At 60.9% G+C, this 19,427-nt stretch carries 18 protein-coding genes and 2 pseudogenes; 7 read left to right on the top strand and 13 right to left on the bottom strand.

What is annotated here, in order from left to right; translation table 11 throughout:
• Positions 1 to 74: 74 nt before the first annotated feature.
• Positions 75 to 989 carry a LysR family transcriptional regulator gene (locus tag CO676_RS29270; protein ID WP_097523670.1) on the top strand — a complete coding sequence of 305 codons (915 nt, stop codon included), beginning with the start codon at positions 75 to 77 and terminating at the stop codon, positions 987 to 989.
• A gap of 24 nt (positions 990 to 1,013) precedes the next feature.
• Here CO676_RS29270 and CO676_RS29265 read toward each other — a convergent pair whose 3' ends face one another.
• Both CO676_RS29265 and CO676_RS29260 read right to left on the bottom strand, forming a co-directional pair.
• On the bottom strand, positions 1,014 to 1,820 hold the full coding sequence (locus CO676_RS29265) for an EAL domain-containing protein (RefSeq protein ID WP_097523669.1): 807 nt from the start codon (positions 1,818 to 1,820) through the stop codon (positions 1,014 to 1,016).
• Positions 1,821 to 1,887: 67 nt separating this feature from the next.
• Positions 1,888 to 2,979, bottom strand: a complete 1,092-nt coding sequence (locus CO676_RS29260; RefSeq protein WP_097523668.1) for a hypothetical protein — start codon at positions 2,977 to 2,979, stop codon at positions 1,888 to 1,890.
• 231 nt (positions 2,980 to 3,210) lie between these two features.
• Here CO676_RS29260 and CO676_RS29255 point away from each other — a divergent pair, with 231 nt between their 5' ends.
• The gene (locus CO676_RS29255) at positions 3,211 to 4,653 is read left to right on the top strand and encodes a sensor histidine kinase (RefSeq protein WP_097523667.1); all 1,443 of its coding nucleotides are present in this window, start codon (positions 3,211 to 3,213) and stop codon (positions 4,651 to 4,653) included.
• Positions 4,650 to 5,303, top strand: coding sequence for a response regulator transcription factor (locus CO676_RS29250; protein ID WP_097523666.1), 654 nt, complete (start codon positions 4,650 to 4,652; stop codon positions 5,301 to 5,303). Before CO676_RS29255 ends, CO676_RS29250 begins: the two co-directional genes overlap by 4 nt.
• Here the strand turns inward: CO676_RS29250 and CO676_RS29245 are convergent.
• Positions 5,293 to 5,751, bottom strand: a complete 459-nt coding sequence (locus tag CO676_RS29245; RefSeq protein WP_014763369.1) for a hypothetical protein — start codon at positions 5,749 to 5,751, stop codon at positions 5,293 to 5,295. The genes CO676_RS29250 and CO676_RS29245 overlap by 11 nt on opposite strands.
• A 497-nt stretch (positions 5,752 to 6,248) precedes the next feature.
• Positions 6,249 to 6,443 carry a hypothetical protein gene (locus CO676_RS29240; RefSeq protein ID WP_097523665.1) on the bottom strand — a complete coding sequence of 65 codons (195 nt, stop codon included), beginning with the start codon at positions 6,441 to 6,443 and terminating at the stop codon, positions 6,249 to 6,251.
• A 540-nt stretch (positions 6,444 to 6,983) separates the two neighbouring features.
• On the opposite strand from CO676_RS29240, the gene CO676_RS29235 reads away from it, so the two are divergent.
• Positions 6,984 to 8,075, top strand: coding sequence for a PHB depolymerase family esterase (locus CO676_RS29235; protein ID WP_097523664.1), 1,092 nt, complete (start codon positions 6,984 to 6,986; stop codon positions 8,073 to 8,075).
• A gap of 49 nt (positions 8,076 to 8,124) precedes the next feature.
• Here CO676_RS29235 and CO676_RS29230 read toward each other — a convergent pair whose 3' ends face one another.
• Complete coding sequence (locus CO676_RS29230; protein WP_014763366.1) at positions 8,125 to 8,574, bottom strand: SRPBCC domain-containing protein; 450 nt, start codon at positions 8,572 to 8,574, stop codon at positions 8,125 to 8,127.
• A gap of 250 nt (positions 8,575 to 8,824) precedes the next feature.
• On the opposite strand from CO676_RS29230, the gene CO676_RS29225 reads away from it, so the two are divergent.
• Positions 8,825 to 9,883, top strand: a complete 1,059-nt coding sequence (locus CO676_RS29225; protein ID WP_097523663.1) for an adenylate/guanylate cyclase domain-containing protein — start codon at positions 8,825 to 8,827, stop codon at positions 9,881 to 9,883.
• 11 nt (positions 9,884 to 9,894) lie between these two features.
• Here CO676_RS29225 and CO676_RS36410 read toward each other — a convergent pair.
• The 8 genes and pseudogenes from CO676_RS36410 to CO676_RS29190 all read right to left on the bottom strand — a co-directional run.
• A pseudogene (locus tag CO676_RS36410) lies at positions 9,895 to 10,180 on the bottom strand (contractile injection system protein, VgrG/Pvc8 family); the annotation flags it as partial.
• 26 nt (positions 10,181 to 10,206) lie between these two features.
• A complete protein-coding gene (locus tag CO676_RS35790; RefSeq protein WP_097523662.1) occupies positions 10,207 to 11,352 on the bottom strand; it encodes a hypothetical protein in 1,146 nt (381 codons plus the stop codon).
• 28 nt (positions 11,353 to 11,380) lie between these two features.
• Positions 11,381 to 11,812, bottom strand: coding sequence for a hypothetical protein (locus CO676_RS34865; protein ID WP_144340220.1), 432 nt, complete (start codon positions 11,810 to 11,812; stop codon positions 11,381 to 11,383).
• 258 nt (positions 11,813 to 12,070) lie between these two features.
• A complete protein-coding gene (locus CO676_RS29210; protein ID WP_097523661.1) occupies positions 12,071 to 12,862 on the bottom strand; it encodes a DUF4150 domain-containing protein in 792 nt (263 codons plus the stop codon).
• A gap of 27 nt (positions 12,863 to 12,889) precedes the next feature.
• Positions 12,890 to 13,857: pseudogene (locus CO676_RS29205) on the bottom strand (DUF2169 domain-containing protein).
• 120 nt (positions 13,858 to 13,977) lie between these two features.
• Positions 13,978 to 14,478 carry a cupin gene (locus tag CO676_RS29200; protein WP_097523691.1) on the bottom strand — a complete coding sequence of 167 codons (501 nt, stop codon included), beginning with the start codon at positions 14,476 to 14,478 and terminating at the stop codon, positions 13,978 to 13,980.
• A 170-nt stretch (positions 14,479 to 14,648) separates the two neighbouring features.
• Positions 14,649 to 15,710 (bottom strand): AraC family transcriptional regulator, encoded by a 1,062-nt coding sequence (locus CO676_RS29195; protein ID WP_245424527.1) that lies wholly within the window; start codon positions 15,708 to 15,710, stop codon positions 14,649 to 14,651.
• 94 nt (positions 15,711 to 15,804) lie between these two features.
• Positions 15,805 to 16,719 (bottom strand): LysR substrate-binding domain-containing protein, encoded by a 915-nt coding sequence (locus tag CO676_RS29190; RefSeq protein WP_097523659.1) that lies wholly within the window; start codon positions 16,717 to 16,719, stop codon positions 15,805 to 15,807.
• 224 nt (positions 16,720 to 16,943) lie between these two features.
• On the opposite strand from CO676_RS29190, the gene CO676_RS29185 reads away from it, so the two are divergent.
• Complete coding sequence (locus tag CO676_RS29185) at positions 16,944 to 18,197, top strand: aromatic ring-hydroxylating dioxygenase subunit alpha (protein ID WP_097523658.1); 1,254 nt, start codon at positions 16,944 to 16,946, stop codon at positions 18,195 to 18,197.
• Positions 18,187 to 19,266, top strand: a complete 1,080-nt coding sequence (locus tag CO676_RS29180) for a hybrid-cluster NAD(P)-dependent oxidoreductase (protein WP_097523657.1) — start codon at positions 18,187 to 18,189, stop codon at positions 19,264 to 19,266. Before CO676_RS29185 ends, CO676_RS29180 begins: the two co-directional genes overlap by 11 nt.
• Positions 19,267 to 19,427 lie beyond the last annotated feature (161 nt).

Raw genomic sequence — 19,427 nt, 5'->3', positions numbered from 1 at the left:
TGGCGGAAGGCGCACCGTTTGCACTTCATTCGTGCATCTGACGCGATGTCGATCTGTGTGCTATCGTCGCCCCCATGACGCACCCTGACCTCAATCTCCTCGTCACCCTCGATGTTCTGCTCTCCGAGGGCAGCGTCGCCCGCGCCGCGCGAAGGCTGCGGCTGAGCCCCTCCGCCATGAGCCGGCAACTGGCGCGGCTGCGCGAAACGATGGGCGACCCGCTGCTGGTGCGGGCCGGACGCGGTCTTGTCCTAACACCCCGTGCGCTCGAACTCAGCGAGTGGGTCGGCCGCCTGGTGGAGGAGGTGGAAGCGGTGCTCAGGCCTGCCGACCGGCTGGATCTCGGGCGGCTGGTCCGGACCTTCACGCTGCGCACCAGCGATGGCTTCGTCGAGAATTTCGGGCCGGCCCTGATTGCCACTGTCAATGCCGAGTCGCCGGGCGTGCGGCTGCGCTTCGTTCCGAAGCTGGACAAGGACAGCACGCCGCTACGAGACGGAAGCGTCGACCTGGAGACCGGCGTCCTGGGCAGGAGCCAGAGCCCGGAGGTCCGTACGCAGGCTTTGTTCAGGGACCGTTTCGTCGGCGTCGTGCGTGTCGGACACGAACTCTGCCGGGGCGAGATCACGCCTGCCCGCTACGCCGCTGGGCGGCATATCCTCGTCGCCCGCCATCGGCCCGAGAAGGGACCGATCGATGACGCTTTGGAGATGATCGGACTGGAACGGGAGATCGCCGCGACCGTCGGCGGTTTTTCACCCGCGCTGGCGCTGACGCGAAGCTCGGACATGGTCGCCACCGTTCCAGAGCGCCACACTGGCAATCTTCGTTTGGGCTTGTTCAGCTTTCCCCTGCCGGTCTCCATTCCCGAGATCACCGTGTCGATGCTCTGGCACCCCCGCCTCGATGCCGATCCGGCCCATCGCTGGCTGAGGGAATGCGTTCGGGCAACGTGCGCTAAGCCGACCTCCGGCCCTCGAGCAGCATGAGCAGGTTGTTTGCGAGCCCGACCGCTACAGGCGCCAGGACCGCTGCGCGAAGTGCGCGCCGTGCGACAACGGTCGATGCCTTCGCTCGAAGGCCTTTGCGCTGCGCGAATAGATGGGCGGCAGAGTTGGCTCCGAAAGGAGAAATCCCTGCACATGTGTCGCTCCGGCGCTCCTGGCAGCTTCAAGCTGATCATAGGTTTCGATGCCTTCGACAACCACGATTGATACCGCATAGGAGGCCAGAGCGACCATGTCACGCAGGATCGGCGCTGCGTCACCCCGGCTGTGCTGGGGGAAGCATGCGTCGATTTTCACGAGGTCGGCCGGGATGGACAGCGCGTTGCCGGTCCCGAACTTGTCTATCGCAATTCTGTACCCGATCGAGCGAGCAGACTTGAGCAAGTCCGCAGCGACCGGGAGCGTTTTCAGGGGCAGGTTTTCGGTGACCTCGAGCACCATGCGCGTCGCCAAAGCGCTGTGCCGTGAAAAGAGATCGTGCAGCACCATGCAGCTTCGCTCGTCTGCCATGTTCTCGGCCGAGATGTCGCACCCGAGCACATCCAACGGATGACAAGCGAGCCATTCGAAAGCCAGGTCGAGGAGATCGAGGCCAAAGACACGATCAACCGCCGCGGCTTCGGGCAGTGCCGAGAATTCTCCGCGGGTTCTGACCGTGCCGTCAGGCTCCACGAACCTGCCCAGGCACTCGGAATAGAGGACCTCGCTCGAATCGTTGACGGCGTTGACCTGCTGCAGGGAAAAGCCGATCCGCCCGTGCCGCATCGCGCGCGCGGCACTGCCGAGTGCGTCGTCACGTGTCTCCAACTTCATGGATCAAGCTGCCCCATCCGGTTGTCGGACCGATGTCGAATACTGTCGGCACAGTCCGCGCTTTGGTTCAGTTCGCAACATCCAGTTCAGTATCAGTCGTCTCCGGCAGCGTCGCGCGTATCTCGTCGATCTTGCCGAATTCCGGCCCGACGCCGAGGATATCCTTTGCCTCGGCGAGATCGTCGTCGGTCACGACGCCGTCTTTCGTGAAGCTTTCAAGGGCCTCGCGGAGCGCTTCGTCGCTTAAGGCAGGATCGGTCGGGATGGCGTCGGCGCCGAACTCGGCCTCGAACTCGGCATAGTTGATCGCGTAGTCAGAGATCGCCGCCATGCGGGGGTCGTTGGAGTTGAGATAGGCGTGATAATTCCTGTTCAGCGAACTGAATCCGGAATTCAGACCGGCGGTTTCGGGTTCCTCGGGCAACGTATCCGAAACGTCTGAAGTATCCAAAGTTTCCGAAGTGTCCGGCAGCGTCTCGCGTATTTGGTCAATTTTGCCGACTGCTGGTCCGACGCCGAGGATCTCCTTGGCCCCGAGAAGGTCGCCGTCGGTCACGACACCGTCTTTGCTGAAGCTTTCCAGCGCTTCGCGGAGTGCTTCATCGCTCAAGTCGGGATCGGTCGGGATGGCGTCAATGCCGTTCTCAGCCTCGAACTCGGCATAGGCAATCGCATAGGCCGAGATTGCCGCCATGCGGGGGTCGTTGGAGTTGAGATAGGCGTGATAATTCCGGTTCAGTGAACTGAACCCGGAGCCCAGCTTGACTTTTTCAGGTTCGACGCTCTTCGGCTTGGCGGCCGCGACCTTTCCGGATTTCACCGGCTTGGCTGCCTTGATCGTCTTCTTGGATTTGGTGCCGCGCGAAAAGAGCGACTTCAGGAGATTGTCGCCATTGCTCTTGCCGGACCGTGCCTTGTCCTGCTTGCCACTGCCGGTATGGGACTTGCTCTGCCCTCCTCCATGGCTGCCTCCATTGCCGCCGCCTTTGCCGCCACCGTTGCCGCCGCCGTTGCCGCCGCCATTGCCCCCGCCGTTCCCGCCGCCATTGCCACCCTTGGCAAAAGCGACCCCTGAGGCACCAAATGTGACGGTTGCCAGCGGAGCGACCGCGATCGCCAGTGCAAGGACGCTCCTTCCGATTGTCTTGGAAATAGCCATAGCCGGTCTCCTTTGGTATCACTCGCCTCATCAACGGAGGTGTCAAATTTCTATCCAGATCGACGGTAGCTTGCGCGATGCCGCAGCACCACAGCGGTCAGACTATTGCGATGGTTCGTGGGACCTAGGTCTGACGGACCGGCCACAAAAGGTCCGACCAACTATCGCAGAACGTGGCGCGCCATTGACCCGCCTATCGGAGACGATAGTTATATCGGCATCAATCGAACGATGTGCCGCCAGCGAATCGAGCGGACAGGCCCGAGATTTGTCGTGCGCGCCAAAGACTTGATCACACGATGGAACGCGCAGCCTTTGGCGAAGCAGTTCCTGATGGCCGGCGGCATCGTCGCGACTTCGGCAATGCTCGTGGTCGGCGCCTTCGTCACCAGTCTCATAGAGGACGCCGTCACCCGAAACTCGGCGGCGACGACGGCGCTCTACGTCGACAGCGTAATCGCGCCACTCCTGCCGGACATGCAGACGACCGAAGTGCTCGACGATGCCGTCTCGCGTGCGCTCGACGAGACGCTTGGTCATGGCGCGCTCGGCAACCGGCTGCTGGCGTTCCGCCTTTGGCGTGCGGACGGCACCATCCTCTACTCGAATGAAGAGAGCATGGTCGGAAAACGGTTCGAGCTCAGTCCCGAGTTGAAGGCCGCATTCGGTGGCCAGGTGGTCGCTCAGTTCAAGCCGATCGACGATCTGGACGGTGAAACCGAGCGTGCGGCCGATAAGCCGCTTCTCGAGATCTACAATCCTCTGCTGCAGCCCTGGTCGGGACAGGTCGTCGCGGTTTCAGAGTTCCACGAGATTGCCAATGATTTCCAGCTCAGCTTGGGTCGGGCCAGAATCCTGACGTGGCTGGCCGTTGCGGGCTTTACGCTTGCCTTCTTCATCGTGCTTTCCGCGATCGTGATGCGCGGCGGCCGAACGATCGAGAAGCAGCGTCTCGCGCTTAAGCAGCGGGTCGAGGAACTTTCTGCGCTGCTGTCGCAGAACGAGACGCTGCGTGGACGGTTGCAGCAAGCGTCGCAGAGGGCCACTGCTCTCAACGAGCAAATGCTGAGGCGCATCGGTGCGGACTTGCATGATGGCCCTGCGCAGCTCCTGGCTTTCGCCTCGCTGAGGCTGGACAGCGAAGCTTTGATGAACCCTTCGGCGTCAACGGAAAAGCGCGAGCGCGAGGCCGCCGCTATCAAGGCAAGTCTCGACGAGGCGATGCACGAGATCAGGACCATATGCAACGGGCTGGTCCTGCCGCAGATCGAAACAGCGAGCTTGCCGGAGATACTCGAGCGCTGTGTTCGCGCCCACAAGCAGCGAACCGGTTCGGCCGTGGATTTGTCGCTGTCCCGCCCGCCCGATCACCTTTCCCCCTCGGCAAAGATATGCATATACCGCTTTGTGCAGGAAGCCCTTAACAATGCTTACCGGCATGGAGGAGGCATCGGGCAGCGCGTCGTGCAGAGCATCGACGGCAACAGGGTGCAGATCGAGGTAGCCGATGGCGGACCTGGTTTCGATCCGAACAAGATAAGGCCGACAAGCCTTGGGCTTGCCGGTCTGAGAGAACGGATAGAAAGTCTTGGGGGAACATTTGAACTGAACGCGGCCGCTCCGGGCACTGTTGTCCGGATGTCGCTCGGCATCGAGGAGGTTGGGGAGCTATGACGACGGCAATTCGCGTTGCGGTGATCGACGATCATCCTCTGTTCAGAGAGGGAGTGACGAGGAGCCTATCGGAGCTCGAAGGCTTCGAAATCGTAGCGGAAGGCGGTTCGCGCGACGATGCACTGAAGATAGCCGAAAACCTCGCCCCCGACGTGATGCTGCTCGATATATCCATGCCGGGTAGCGGGATCGAGGCGGTTCCGCTCATTCTTCAGATCGCTCCGTTACAGAAGATCGTCATGCTCACCGTATCCGAGGCTGGCGATGACGTTAAGGCAGCCTTGCAGGGCGGCGCCAAGGGCTACGTCCTCAAGGGGATCGGATCGAGAGCGCTGGCGGATGTCATCCGCACTGTGGCCTCAGGCGAAAGCTATGTGGCTCCGACACTCTCGGCCAAGCTCCTGTCCAACGGTGCGCCGGCCGCTGCAAGCAAGTTCGACTTGATCCACAACCTGACCACTAGAGAGCGGGAGGTTCTCAATCTCGTAGCGTCGGGAATGAGCAACAAGCAGGTCGCTCGCCAGCTCAATCTTCACGAGAAGACGATCAAGCACCACATGACACAGATCATGGCGAAGCTTGACGTCGCCAACCGCACCGAGGCTGCGATGGTGCTCCGCGACGCGCTCGACCGGCCGCTCAGTCAATGAGAGAAAGCAGCCGCTTCTGATCGACCGAAGTCGCGCGCCGGTTCACAATGGTGCGCCCTCGGGAGTCTTTCATGATGTAGCGGCCGTCTTTGATCTCCTCGCTTATTCCTTCGACGTGGCGAATTCTTAAAACGGAGCCGAAATCTCCCACGGACGTGGCTTTTGTGCTCGCCCCGCTCGACCTGCTGCTGTTCGAACTGCTGCTGTTCGAACCACCGCCGCCCTTTCCATTGCCGTTTCCGCCACCATTGCTATTGCCGCCGCCTTTCCCGTTTCCGCTATTGCCGCCGTTCTTGGCGAAGGCGGACTGAACGGAGAGTTCGAGCGCAGAGCCGGTGATGGTTGCCTTATAGGGAAGACTTGCAGCGACGAAGCTGATGGTCGCCGTGCACAGGACGGCCACGACCTTTCGCCTGATGGTCTTCGTATTGCTCCGCAGGAAAATCATTGGCGCACCATTCGCCTAGCATTGGCTATCCCAAGGGAACGAGCAAAGGCCGGCTTATGTCGAGTTCGGTAGAGTCGAGCCAATCCGGCGATTTTTGTGCTCGCCTTTTCTTGCGATACCTTGCTCACGGCGCCAGTCAATCGTCAACCCGCGGCTTGCCATCCCCGGCATTATTGGACCTTTCTCACACCACGGCCGGCCATTCGCCCGGCCCTTATCGGACCAAGGTCTGAGGAGGTCAGATTGCCTCAGACGCCGCGTCAGCTTCACCAACGACAAAGAGAGCCCGCCGGATAGGACCGGCGGGCTCGACCCCGCGCAGGAAGGGACGGCGCTGCGCGAAGACTTGCGGCAAGAACAGTTCCTTCGCCTATAAGTTCCTCCCTTGAGGTGTCACTCAGACCTATGCGCGCAACGCTCAGACCAAAGGCCGATACGCTGCAAGATCTCGGGCACGCGCGTATCCGAGGTCCGGAGCTCCGACACGTCGCGGACCACTACGGCGCTTTCCTGCCGCTCTCGGCGAGTGTTACGGCCTCGGGCGGATAGACACGGGTTTGCTGGCGGGTTTCCGTGAGCAAATCTCCTATGACCAGATAGGCGCTCAACCCGGCGATGAGCACAACGATGAGTGCGACGGGTATTCCGCTGCTGGCTTCCCGTTCCGGACTATCTGACATCCTGTATCGCATCGCGGATCTCCGTTCAGTTTGGCCGTGAGACCAAATCCCCGGCGTGTCAGAGCGGCTCAGCTTTGCCGCCAGCCTTCAGACCGGATGGCAGCGCCGCAGCTCCTCAGCTAAGCGATTTTATGGTCTTTCGTTCCGGCGAAAGGTCGTCACCAGACCTTTGCGTCTGGAGACTGGGGCAAAGGACCGGAGGGAGCTCCGACTAAGGTCCGGGTCAGGTGGATCGACGTCGTAGCTACACCTGGTTCGGCCAACGGCGGGCGCGGCGGCGGGTTTCTTCGCGCGGCTTGGTGGCGCCAGGGCCGATGGGTGCGTTCGATGAATTTCTTGCTCGTTCCTGAGCACGAGCGGCGTCGCCACCGCGTCGAAGCGCACGATCGGATCGCCGATCATCCCCAGTTCTCCGGGTGACCGCACGCGCAGGGGGTTTGCTGAAATGGCAATCACGTATATTTAATTGTGCAGTGCAGCAACGAAATCCGACCTGGCCGCGTTGTTACTCGGTCGCGCCATCTGGCCGCTGACGCAAGGAGATATCCGTTCATGAGAACCCTACCCGGTACACTTGCAAGAATCACGCGACCCCGGCCAGGCAAAGCCGAGCATCTGCACTCCCGCAACAAGCTTTCCCCACTCATGGATTTCGGTTCGAACCCAGGTGGATTGAAAGCCAGCTATTACTTGCCGAAGAACCTGCCGAAAAGACCGGCGCTTGTCGTCATCCTGCATGGATGCACGCAGATCCCGGCCGATTACGATGCCTGCTCGGGCTGGTCGAAAATGGCGGACGATCATGGCTTCGCGCTGCTCTACCCGCAACAGTTGCGCGACAATAACGGCAATCTCTGCTTCAACTGGTTCTTGCCCGACGACATCAGGCGCGAAGGGGGCGAGGCTCTTTCCATACGCCAGATGATCGAAACGATGCGCTCGAGGCACAAGGTTGCCAGTGACAGGATATACGTCACTGGACTGTCCGCCGGCGGCGCAATGGCGAATGTCCTGCTCGCTACCTATCCGGAAGTCTTTGCCGGCGGGGCGATCATTGCCGGATTACCATACGCCACCGCGTTCACCGTCCCGGAGGCATTCGAGCGGATGCGCGGGCACGGCATCCCGAAAGCTCGAGAGCTGCGGACCAGCGTTCGAACTGCGTCCAGCCACACCGGACCATGGCCGACGCTCTCGATCTGGCACGGGACGAAGGACAGCACCGTTGCCGAGGCGAACGCGCGAGCAATCGTCGAACAGTGGCGCGGCGTCCACGAACTGGCTTCGGCACCAACCGTTACCGAGACCGTGGACGGGCAGACGCGGAAGGTGTGGAAGGACATCGACGGACGGGTCCGCATCACGCTCTACAGCATCCACGACATGGGGCATGGACTGCCGCTTGACGTGGCGAGCGGCTACGGCAAGAGCGGTCCTTATATGCTTGATGTCGGCATCTCTTCCACCGCACACATCGCCCATTCATGGGGGCTGACGCGACGACTCGCGACCAGCCGGCGCGACAAAGCGGCAGTAAAGCCGCCATCCGCACCCCTCACGCCCGCCGATCGTTCGTCTTCTTTGGACGATAAAATCCAGAAAGTCATCCGCTATGCGCTGCGCGCGGCCGGCTTGAAGCCATAGCCGACATTCGCAGCCCTTGCCGCTCCACCACGGGACAGCAAGCGCACGATTAGCCGGCGCGGCCGTGCCAGGGATCCGGCCCCGGATCGCCCCCCGCCGCGACCTGGCCCAGCCGGCCGAGGTAGTGGGCCCAGCCTTCCGCATGGCCGGCGCATTGCTCGGCACTGGGCAGGCCGCTATGGGTCAGGCGCAGCAGCGTTCCGTCCGGCTGCTCGATCAGGTCGATCTCCACCAGGCTTGATCCCGGCGGCACGACCTCGCTGCCCTCCCAGCCGAAGCTATAGGCGAGCCGATGCACCGGCACCACCTCGCGGAAAGAGCCACGGGCGAAGCGGGCGCCGGTGACATTGACGAGATAGAGCCCCTCGGGCTGAGGCTCGATCTCAGCCTCGGTGCCCATCCAGCGCAGGATCTTCTCAGGATCGGTCAACAGCGCGAATACCGCCGCGGGCGGCGCCGCGATGTGCGTCTCGCGGCGTACGACGAGAGCCTCTTGCATCGGTCTCCCCCATGGTTGCGATGGCTTTCCCGACTGCGACGAAGAAGGAGCAGGCAGGATCGGGCCTGTCCCGATGATAGCCCGGCGGCGCCGGATGCGCCACCACCGACAGTGCCGCGCGCCCGTGAAGACGCACGAGGGCGCTGTAAGCCGTTGAATTACTGAATGACTCTTCCCCCAACCAATCGAAATTGAAGGATCACGGGGTGCGCGGATGACACGTCAAGGGCCGTGGCAGTATGATCCCGGCATGGATCTGCCCGCACCCCTCGCCTGGCTGGTGGACGAGGCCGGTGCCACGCCCGGCCCTGACCGGTTCCTGGCCGAGCTCGGTAGCCGGCTGTTGGCCGACTGTCTCCCCTTGGCCGGCGGCGCCTTGACGCTCGCCGTGCCGCATCCGATCATCGCCCGCCGAACCTGGCTGTGGCGGGCGGAGACCGGGGCGGTGATCGAGTCCCTCGGCTTCGCCGGCGCCCCGCCGAGCCAGGCCGAACGCGATTGGCTGGCCGGGCTCGGTCCGGTGCTGGAGGACACGATCGGAGCGGCGGCCGACAAACCGGTGCTCGCCTGGGCCGGGATGCGGCCGTTCAACCCCGCCGAGACAGGCCGGCTGCGCGAAGCTGCGCGCTTCGCCGCAGCGCCCCTGGCGGCCCTCGCCGAGCGGGCGGCGCTGTCGGCTCTGCTAGAGGCCTATCTCGGCCGACGGAGCGCCGCCCGGGTTAAGGCCGGGGCGCTGACACGGGGCACCGGCGAGACCATTCGCGCCGCGCTGCTTTATGCGGATCTCCGCAATTTCACCGCGCTCTCCGAAGCAACGCAGCCCACGGAAATGATCGCTGCCCTGGACGCCTGGTTCGACCGCGTTGCCGGGGCGATCCACGCCTTCGGGGGCGAAGTGTTGAAGTTCATCGGCGATGGCCTGCTGGCGATCTTCCCAGTCACCGGTTCGCCGGCCGAGGCCTGCGAGGCGGCGCTGCGCGCCATCGCCGCCGCCCGTGCCGGCATGGCGCATTTCGACGCCCTGCGTGAGGCGCAAGGCCTGCCGCAGCTGCCCTTCGGCACGGCGCTGCATCTCGGCGATGTCCTCTGGGGCAATATCGGCGCGGTCGACCGGCTGGACTTCACCGCCATCGGCCCCGCCGTCAACCTGGTCAGCCGCCTCGAGGGCCTGTGCCGGCCGCTCGGCCGGTCGGTGCTGATCTCCGGCGCCGTCGCCGCGGAGACCGCCCAGCCGCTGGTGCCGCTCGGCGACCACGAACTGCGCGGCATCGCGGCGCCTTGTGCGGTGTTTACGCTGCCGGATGCGTGAGTGTCGGGTCGGTGGGATTCGCACTTCATCGCCTCCGACATCTGCACCAGCGACGGCGTCGTATTGCCCGGCACCATCCGCGGCGTCTCAAATTTCCAGTCGGCGCCGGCGCGGCTTCCCGGCACGTAGGGAAGCGATGCGACCGTCGTTGATGTGGTTTCGGTCCGACGACCCCTGCGCCAGCCGCACCCGGCCTTCGCCCTGCGCCGAGGCCGACGGCTTCGCCCAGGAGATGGCGCTGTCGGCGACATGGACGCGGTGACTACCCTTCTCGTGGTTAACCCAGAAGTAGAGCCCTCTTCGCCGATAATGTACGCGAATCTCTACCGTTGAGGGGGCAGCCCCTTGAACTCACGTTCCAGTAATTCCGACGGGACTTCGATCTCTGTCCAGCGGTTACCGTCGAAGCTGTGAACACCGTGTTTCGAGTCGAAATAGTATAGGACGTCATCGACGGCCTGGATTTTAATAGGGTTAGGGATATTGCGGTTGATGCTCGGATCGAGCACAGGCTTCAAGGGCGACAGCAAATGCCCGTCGAAACAATGAAGTCCGTAGTCAGATGCGATCACCATTCGATCCTTGAATTTGGTTATTGAGATCAAGCCTTCGCTGTTGCCTTTGAAGGATACGTCTTGGAAGCCTTGCTCCGCGTTGCCTTGCAGGATCACACCATTGTGGCCGACGGCCCAGACCTTGTCTTTAGCCTCGATGAAGATATCGGCCAGAGTAGCCGGTTCTGGGTGATGCCTTCCGGGGCGGGGCTTGGCCACAATCCGCCATTCCTGTCCGTTCCAGTGATAGAGTCGGCTTTCATAGACTCGTGATGAACCTTCGGTTGCTTCTCTGATGGCGTAAGCTTCGTCGTCTCGGCCGGCAAGGTAAAGTCGATCCATTTCCTCCTCTTCTTCTTCTTCCGTCAGTTCCCTGCTCGTACTGGTTGGCGAATAGGTGACGTTCATGTAGAGGTCAGTTTGCGACGTACCGCTCAGATCGCCGAAGATGAGATAGTCGTAGGTTTCGGGTGCTTGCGGCAGTTTATGCTTATGAAACCAGTCTGTGCCAACTTCCGTCAGGCGATATAGCTGGGAGTGATAACCGGTAACGAACAGGGCATCGCCAATGAGCGCCACGGAGTTGACATATCCAAGGCGGGTTGCATCGTCGGAATAGACGCCAGCCCCCTCGATTTTCCGGTGCGACGAATCCTGGCCCATCGGCAAGGTGTAAACGTCGCCTTCATCGCTCAGGGCGTAAATGACCGGTCGTCCGTCCGCCCCTATTTTACCAGTCAGACCATCAATCTTGCGAGGCACATCCGACCGAGACCACGGCTGCTCCAACTGCCCTTCATAAACGAGGATATAGGAATACATATCCTCATAATCCTTGCCGCTGAACACAACGCAGAATGTGTCCTTGTCCAAGGCAAAGGCTCTGTTTAGGCGGAGTGGATCGTATGACTTCATGTTTCGTCACCTCAGTATGTCCCGGCCTTCAGAACATCGATAACATGTTGCCCGGCCGGTAGTCGGGGAGGACGCATCGTCGTACGGCCGGGCTGGTTTCGTTTACCGGCAACCTGGCCGTCCGCAGCTTTTTTTGCCAATTTTTTGCATTTTTCGGGCAACTCTTAATCCGATCTAGTGCCTTATGCGCCTCGTCCCTAATCTTGCCAAGCGGAGCCGTTCCTTGCGGATTGAAATTCTTTCCCAACTCGGCCAGTGCCGGATTCAATGATTTATGGACCGCATCCTCGTCCGTGCGATGCATGCCGGTCGACAAGCAAATAGCCTGCCCTTGATTGTAGGTCGGGGAATCTGGAATACGTCCTGCGGTAGAGTTTCTTTCCGCTTCAGTTACCGGTGCACCGCCTAAACGATATACCATATCAGGAATAATATGGTGCGCCTCACCGGGGCAAATCATCTCGACATACTTGTACGGACCAACGACGCACGGCCATTCATCCTAGTTTTCCGTATCTGCTCGAACGCCCTCTTTCAGCGCCAGCGCGAGCTTCTTCGATCTTCTTCGATCTCTCTATCTCGATAGATGCTTCAAGATATTGGCGCTCCCTTGCGATATAATCATCGTCGGGGCCCGCAAACGGGTTGCTATACGCATCATAGAGATGAGTAGCGATGCGCTTTTTTGTTTGTTCATACAGCGCTTTTTCCGCTGTTCCTAAAGGATGTATGCCGTCAAGTGCGTCTTCGGCCCCGCTATCAGGATTGCGTTGTCCAACTCCGGGGTTCCGCCGCTTGTAATAATTGCGACTGGCGCTGCTATCCTTCCAAGAACTTTACCGAATGTTCCAAGGCGCTGGAGGAGTGAGCTTCCTCCGGAAGGTGGAGTGGGAAGCTGGGGTGGCGATGCTGGCTTTTTGGCGGCATCCCCCATCAACTGCCTTAATAGCCTTTGTCCCTCGGGGCCGCTCGAATCGAAGGCCAATTGAATTGGCTTTTGTGGCAACCTCAGCGACCCCGGCACGGGATCGTCATCTAAGGGCGGCCTGTAGGTGTCGGTGCTGCGAACGAAGATCGCCTCGCCTTGTGTATTGCGTTGGTTCATCCAGAACCGTGCGAGGTGGCGAATGACATGTGAACCCTCTGCCCGCACTTGCGAGGCATGGCCGATGGGCTCACAGATGTCTTCTACCGCGCCGGACTTGATGCCTTTCCTCGTGCCGGGAGCGTCGCCATGCACGTGCGTCGTGTTGGAGCGCTGCACCATGGCTTTCTGCCGCGTAAATCGAACGGAGGGCGTGTAACTTTCGTCGTGGCCGCAATAATCGATGATCTGATAAGGGATCGGAACCACGGCCTTGCCGACCGGCGTTAGGCAGACGTCAGGCGACAGGCAGACGATCTTCGCTGCGTCGGTGTCGCGAAGACCTTCCAACGGCCGGTTTGTCGTCCACGGCGATGGGTACTGTGGTTCGCCAACATAATTGTCCCGGGACGGCGGAAAGCTCATGCAGCGGATTCCTGCGTGGCAGGGCTGCTATCGCCGATCCGAATTCGCTTCAGGGTAAGGACCCCGCTCCGCCTCGTTCAACGGAAACCTCGTTCGCCATGTCAGCAGGACAAGGTCGCGATGTCCGCGAAAATCGAAGTGCGCGCCATCTAGCGTCAGTATGTGCCAGCCGCTGCTCTCCGCATCGCCCCCTTCGCAGTGCACGCCAAGCGCAATACTGGGCAGCCTGCCGCGCGCCACGTCATGCTCGCGATGCAGGTGGACTAATTGATATTGCTCTCCCCCTTGAGATGCGGTACGGCGACCAGGTCAGGGTGAGCGCATTGCCAGAAGCGCGGATCGAAATCTACGGGCAGCAAGGGATGGCGATTCTCGAGCCAGTCTTCGTCCTAGGTGCCAGCAAATTGCTGGCGCTGACGCCACCACGGGGGCATCGGCCCGAAACATTGCGGTGATGCGTTGTGCTGCTGCCAATCTCGTAGCGGGTTATCGGGGTCGTCGAGTTGATGGGCTGGAAGCAGTACTTCCGGGTCGCCGTGAGTGATATCGAGCAGCCCCGGCCCGAGCGGATTCTCACGATGCACATCCGCCGGAGCGCCTTCCTCCTCGGTGCCCGTAACGGGCCCACCGAACGCCTTTGCCCATGTCAGATCCACTTGGCCCACCGGTTCCGGTTCGCCCAAAGTCCACCCTGTCAAAAGCGGCTTCGGATCACGTGCGAAGAGGCCCGACCAGGTCAGCCGTGTTTGCGGAAGCCATTGCCGTGGACCGGTCACCAGAAGGCGCTTATGTAATCGAACGCCGATGCGGATTTCCGCTGTCCACGATTGTGCCAGTTTGCCGCCGGGGGCGAAGCTTGAGCCGAGGAAAGTGACGTCCGTGCCCGGCTTCTCCGGTACGAGGTCGCTTTGCCGCAAGAGCGCCGTCGAATGCGCATCGCCTTCGTAGACGTCCTCGTATTGGAACGGTTCGGGTTCAGATACCGGCACGAGCATGCCATCCTGCCGGTGTTCGAATGTCGCTCGCGCAGCGACTACACAATCCAAGCTGCCATCGGGCGCGAACTGACGAAAAGCCAAGGCTTCCGCAAAGGCAACGCTCGAGTCGGCCGCTCCCTAGGCGTTTTTCCAGAGCCGCATGAGAGGGCCGTTCGCGCCGTAGAGCGGGTCGGCTGGAGGGAGCGGCACGTCGGCAATCGTTTGAAGGTCGCTCCTGCTGACCGCCTTCGTCTGAATATCGGCGCTTTGTCCGGGCGGGTAGCCGCCGACAACGAGAAAACCGTCGCTCGCTCCGAGAGTCATGTGACCAGTGCCGGCCGGCAGGACGAGACAGTCGCCTGCGCCGACCTCCATCACAGCACCCTGCGGACCGCCGATCAACAGCTTGGCATTGCCCTTCGCGATACCAAGGACTTCGTGCGCACCGATATGATAGTGCTGATAGGAGAAGACACCGTTACGCCAGACGCCTCGCCAGCCGGTCCCGGCAAACCGCCGCTCGAATTCGGCCGCCATATCGTTCTCCGCAAGGGCTTGACGATAAACCAGAACCGGCAGTCGTGGGTGGTTCGGCACCCATTCGCTCGGTGGGAATCTGATGATTTCAGGCTCACGCATTTCCGGCTCCGTCACCATTAGCGTCGCTGAACCTGATTTATAGGGTGCGATTGCGCGATTTCGAGAGAGTGCTTTGCGGAAGAGCCTCCTGGCTGCAACTCCTCGCAAATGTAACCCCTCCGGCTGCATAGCACCGCAGAAAAAGCGTGCGGGTGGCTGCGACCGTCCGATCAACAGGAACGGAGTGTCTGGGATGGAAGCTCCCCGAAACGATTTCGGTACTCCATGGCCAGGCGCCCCATATGGGTGAAGCCCCATTTGAATGCGATGTCGGCGATGCTTTGGCCGGGCCGAGCCAGCGTCAGCTCTTCGCGAAGCGCATTCAGACGCAAATCCTGGAGGTAACTCATGGGAGTGGTCATCTTGAATTGCCGAAAACCGTGCTGGAGCGTGCGCGAACTGACCCCACAGGCGACGGCGACCTCGACCAGCGTTATCGGCTTCGACAGGTTGGCCATCATGAAGTCGATCGCCTTCTTCACATGACGCGGTACCGGCGTAGCGGCGCGGCGCATTTTTTCCGAGAAGCGATGAGGTAACGTATCGAGGATCATTTGGATCAGGGCTTCGCTCAGGTTTGTCAGCGCGAGGGGAGATCTGCGCAGCGGCGCATCGCCGGCAAGGCCCGCCTGGAGCGTGGCCGCAATGTTGGCAATTGCCGTTCCTGGTCCCGATATGAGGTCGATCTCTGGCGAGAACTCCAAGATTCCGGAGACCGGCATCTCAACCATTTCGGACAGCTGGCGGACAAGCGCCGCTTGATCGATCGCGACGAACATGTGCTCGCGAGCGCTCAACGAGAGGGCGGCAATGCGCTGGTTGCCTTCGATGACGGCGCCCCGTCCGGGAGACGTGCAAAATGCCTGCCTTCCCATCCGAAGGTCAAGGCCACCGCGACGCGGCACGATCAACACGAGCTGACCGTCGGCGCCCTCGCTCTCGAAGAGAATTTGGCCGTCGAAGTGTGTAAAGCCGATCGATACGATGCCGGCGTTCGCCCAGGCACATTTATAGTAGATGCTCTCGTTGTTAAGCGGTCGAACAACGACATTGGTGGTCCAGTTCGTCAACGTTGCTGCAAGGCGGTCCGGGTCGCTTCCTTCGAACGAAACATAGTCCGGCCGGTTCGCCGCATCCCCCAAAGCCATCGATATTGATCTCCTTGCTGATACTCGATTAGCAGGATTCCACGGCGTGGCGGTGGCATGCTGTAACAGCATGCCACCACGCATTGCAGCGGGGGCACAGCATCATACGATCGAACGTGCAATGCAACAGACTCGCGTTATAGTCCACCACGCTCTGCTCGAAGGAGTGACGCAGCCTCTATCCGTGACCCACCTCAGTTGAGCGTTTCAGCCATTCGATAAGCAATTCCACGTATTCCTTCTTCCGTTGGCGGCGTGGAACCACGACAAAATAGCCGTTCCTGGTGCTTATACTCGCATCGGTGAGACGAACCAGACGCTTCTGATTGAGAAGATCCTCCACGAGACGCTTCCACCCAAGCGCAATTCCCTGCCCGTTCAGCGCCGCATAGATGGCCTCTGTGTAAAAACTGCATCGCAGTCCCGTCGGTCTTTTCGGGCTTTGAACAGAAAAAGCGGCAAGCCACTCGTTCCAGCCCGTCCAGGCCGGATCATCCGTGTCGTGAGTAATGAGCGGGTATCGGATCAGGTCTGCCAATGTGGCCACCTGGCCGATTTCGCTAGCGTACTCAGGACTGCAGACAGGAAATATCTCGTCGTCGAACAACAACTCGGCCTGACCGTCGGGCCACATTCCGTTGCCGTACCGGATGACAAGGTCGACGTCGCCGCCTTCGGTATCGGCAGACTTGTCCTGGGTGATAATTCGCAGCTTGACCTGCGGATACGATCGCGCAAACGACGATATCCTTGGAAGCAGCCAGAAGTGCGAGAATGCGACGGTCGCTGAAATAGCGAGTTCGTCACCGCCTTCCTCTTTCGACATGTCTGCAATCGTATCTGCGATGAGATTGAAGGCAGTCGTCGTGGCGGAAGACAGCAGTCTCCCCTTGTCCGTCACCTCTATCTTTCGATGCAGGCGGCGGAACAGGGGAGATCCGAAAATATCCTCGAGCAGATGGATCTGCCGACTGACGGCGGCCTGGGTGACGCCGAGTTCAGCCGCCGCCTTGGTGAAACTTCCCAGCCGAGCTGCCGCCTCGAAGACTGTCAGCCCGGTGAGCGGCGGCAACTTTCTTCTCAATCCGGCCACGACAGCAGGTCCCCGCGCGATCGACTGGTTGTCAAATCCATTTCATACCTCCGGGGGATGTTCGGCTCCTGCGACCGCTCATTCTTGCCACCCACGTGATCCTGCAAAGGCCACGCCCCCTATCAGTCGCATTACATTTCCTTATGTCAAGCGTGCACATTTCTGCCGTTGAGAAGAAGGCGTTTAGGTTCGATGATCGCATCGTCCAACGATAAGGGTGGCTTATGCTTCAGACCTTCTCCTCCTCCATATCGCCACTGCTCGACGCACGCGCAGACGGTCATTCGCTGCCCCAGGGGCTTTACACGCGGACCGACGTTTTCGAAGCCGACGTAGAGGTCTTTTTTCGCAGACACTGGATCTGCATCGGCCTCGAATGCGACGTTCCGGAACCAGGCGACGCCAGCGTCATCGAAATCGGAAATTCCAGCCTCATCCTACTTCGCGATGACGATGAGCAGATCCGCGTCGTGCACAACGTCTGCCGCCATCGCGGCTCACGGCTGCTGGATCCTGGCACGACCGTCGTGTCGAAGCTCGTCTGTCCCTACCATCAGTGGACCTACGAGCTGTCCGGGGAGCTGAGTTATGCGCCGCATATGGGCATCGACTTCGACAAAAGCTGCAAGAACCTGAAGCCCGTCAACTTCAAGTCCATCGGCGGCTTGATCTATGTATGTCTTTCCGACAATCCCCCCGAGGACATCGCCCGCCTCGAGCAGGTGATGGCCGAGCGGCTCGCTCCCTACGACATCCGCAACGCCAAGGTCGCTTTCCAGTCCGATGTGATCGAGAAGGGCAATTGGAAGCTGACGATCGAGAACAATCGCGAATGCTACCATTGCTCGGCCAATCACCCGGAACTCTGCGTATCGTTCGTCGACCTGGACTTCGGGTTTGATCCCGCAAGCCTGAGCCCGGAGGACCGGAAAGAGGCCGAACAACATCATGCCCTCTATGCGGAGCGGACGAAGACCTGGGAGGCCGAGGGCCATCCATCGTCGGCCGTGGAGCCGGTCATCGACGGGGCGACGAATTTTCGGTCGCAGCGGCTGATCATCGCGGGCGCAGGCGAGTCGCAGACGCCGGACGCCACTGCCGCATCCGCCAAGCTACTCGGTTCGATGAAGCGAAAGGATCTCGGGGATATGCATCTCTGGGGACACAACAGCTGGAACCATTTCATGGGCGATCATGCGGTTACCGCGGTCGTCATTCCCCTTTCGGCCGACAGGACGCTCGTCAGAACCAAGTGGCTGGTCCACAAGGACGCGGTCGAAGGCGTCGATTACGATCTGGATAAACTGACGAGTGTTTGGCTGGCCACGACCGACCAGGATGCCGAGCTCGTCGCGCGCTCCCACGCCGGGATTGAGGATCCCGCCTATGAGCCGAGCGCCTACTCCCGCTTCACCGAAGGTCACCTCGATCAATTCGCCACGTGGTACATCAACCGGATGCGCGCTCATGGACTTTAAGCCCCAAGCATCGACCGCGGGCCCAAGCCCGGCGGACTGGAACCCCGACGCAGACGACACGCTGATCTGCGTCGACGTCCATCAGGAGACGCACGACGTGAAAACCTTCACGTTCGCTTCTCCGGACGGCAGGCAATTTGGTTTCCTTGCCGGCCAATACTTCCTCTTCGACCTGGAGCTTGGCGGCGATGCCGAGAGCCGCTGCTACAGCGTCTCGTCGTCGCCATGTCGAAAGAATGCCATCTCCATCACGGTCAAACGGGTGCCTGGGGGCAAGGTATCGAACTGGCTCCACGACAATCTCTCCCCCGGGGTCCACGTTCGAGCCAACGGACCGCTTGGCCGGTTCGTCCGGCCGTCCGGCCGGAAGTTCCTCTTCCTTTCGGGCGGCTCAGGCATTACGCCGGTGATGTCCATGGTAAGAGAACTGGCCGACACCTCGGAGCCGGCGGACGCCGTGTTCATGCATGCGGGCAGAACGCCGAAAGACCTTATCTTCCGGGAAGAGCTCGCTTATCTTGCCAACAAGCTGAAAGCTCTACGCCTTCATTTCCTGCCCGAAGAGGTGGCGGGCGAACGCAATTGGCCGGGTCTGTCCGGGCGGATATCTCGGGAATTTCTCGGTCTCGCCGTTCCCGATCTCGCCCAGCGCATCGTCATGTGCTGCGGCCCGGCGCCCTTCATGGCGGCGGCGCGCAGGATCACGGCGGAATTGGGGGTCCCTTCGTCGAACTATATCGAGGAAAGCTTCGATGCCGCCGCCTTGGAAGAGGATGTGCTGCCGGTCTCGGATCCGGTTGAGAGCGCGACGTTCAAGGTCGAATTTTCGAAGCAGTCCCGCACAATCGATGTCTCTGGCGAGCAGACCGTGCTGTCCTGCGCCAAGAAATCCGGCGTCAGGATACCCTCGTCCTGCGCCAATGGCCTGTGCGGGACCTGCAAGTCGAAGCTTGTCAGCGGAACGGTTGACATGAAGCATTCCGGTGGCATCCGGCAGAGGGAAATCGACGCCGGCTTTTTCCTGCCCTGCTGCTCCAAACCTCTCAGCGACCTAGTCATCGACAGGTAGCCGTAGCGTAGAGGCAGCCCCGCTTCGGCGAGGCTGCCTCCGCCCCTTGGCGGCGAGAATGCCGTTCTCCCCCTTCGCGTCAGTACACCACCACGCTCCGGATGCTTTCGCCGGAATGCATCAGTTCGAAGCCCTTGTTGATGTCGTCGAGCGGCATGGTG

It is taken from the genome of Sinorhizobium sp. BJ1 (assembly GCF_002531555.1).
In the GTDB taxonomy this organism is placed as follows: domain Bacteria; phylum Pseudomonadota; class Alphaproteobacteria; order Rhizobiales; family Rhizobiaceae; genus Sinorhizobium; species Sinorhizobium fredii_B.
This window is presented reverse-complemented; position numbering and strand designations above follow the sequence as displayed.

Coding starts and splice junctions, on each gene's coding strand:
- CO676_RS29270 (WP_097523670.1), top strand. CDS start 75: ATGACGCACCCTGACCTCAATCTCCTCGTCACCCTCGATGTTCTGCTC.
- CO676_RS29265 (WP_097523669.1), bottom strand. CDS start 1,820: ATGAAGTTGGAGACACGTGACGACGCACTCGGCAGTGCCGCGCGCGCG.
- CO676_RS29260 (WP_097523668.1), bottom strand. CDS start 2,979: ATGGCTATTTCCAAGACAATCGGAAGGAGCGTCCTTGCACTGGCGATC.
- CO676_RS29255 (WP_097523667.1), top strand. CDS start 3,211: ATGTGCCGCCAGCGAATCGAGCGGACAGGCCCGAGATTTGTCGTGCGC.
- CO676_RS29250 (WP_097523666.1), top strand. CDS start 4,650: ATGACGACGGCAATTCGCGTTGCGGTGATCGACGATCATCCTCTGTTC.
- CO676_RS29245 (WP_014763369.1), bottom strand. CDS start 5,751: ATGATTTTCCTGCGGAGCAATACGAAGACCATCAGGCGAAAGGTCGTG.
- CO676_RS29240 (WP_097523665.1), bottom strand. CDS start 6,443: ATGCGATACAGGATGTCAGATAGTCCGGAACGGGAAGCCAGCAGCGGA.
- CO676_RS29235 (WP_097523664.1), top strand. CDS start 6,984: ATGAGAACCCTACCCGGTACACTTGCAAGAATCACGCGACCCCGGCCA.
- CO676_RS29230 (WP_014763366.1), bottom strand. CDS start 8,574: ATGCAAGAGGCTCTCGTCGTACGCCGCGAGACGCACATCGCGGCGCCG.
- CO676_RS29225 (WP_097523663.1), top strand. CDS start 8,825: ATGGATCTGCCCGCACCCCTCGCCTGGCTGGTGGACGAGGCCGGTGCC.
- CO676_RS35790 (WP_097523662.1), bottom strand. CDS start 11,352: ATGAAGTCATACGATCCACTCCGCCTAAACAGAGCCTTTGCCTTGGAC.
- CO676_RS34865 (WP_144340220.1), bottom strand. CDS start 11,812: ATGATTTGCCCCGGTGAGGCGCACCATATTATTCCTGATATGGTATAT.
- CO676_RS29210 (WP_097523661.1), bottom strand. CDS start 12,862: ATGAGCTTTCCGCCGTCCCGGGACAATTATGTTGGCGAACCACAGTAC.
- CO676_RS29200 (WP_097523691.1), bottom strand. CDS start 14,478: ATGCGTGAGCCTGAAATCATCAGATTCCCACCGAGCGAATGGGTGCCG.
- CO676_RS29195 (WP_245424527.1), bottom strand. CDS start 15,710: ATGCGTGGTGGCATGCTGTTACAGCATGCCACCGCCACGCCGTGGAAT.
- CO676_RS29185 (WP_097523658.1), top strand. CDS start 16,944: ATGCTTCAGACCTTCTCCTCCTCCATATCGCCACTGCTCGACGCACGC.
- CO676_RS29180 (WP_097523657.1), top strand. CDS start 18,187: ATGGACTTTAAGCCCCAAGCATCGACCGCGGGCCCAAGCCCGGCGGAC.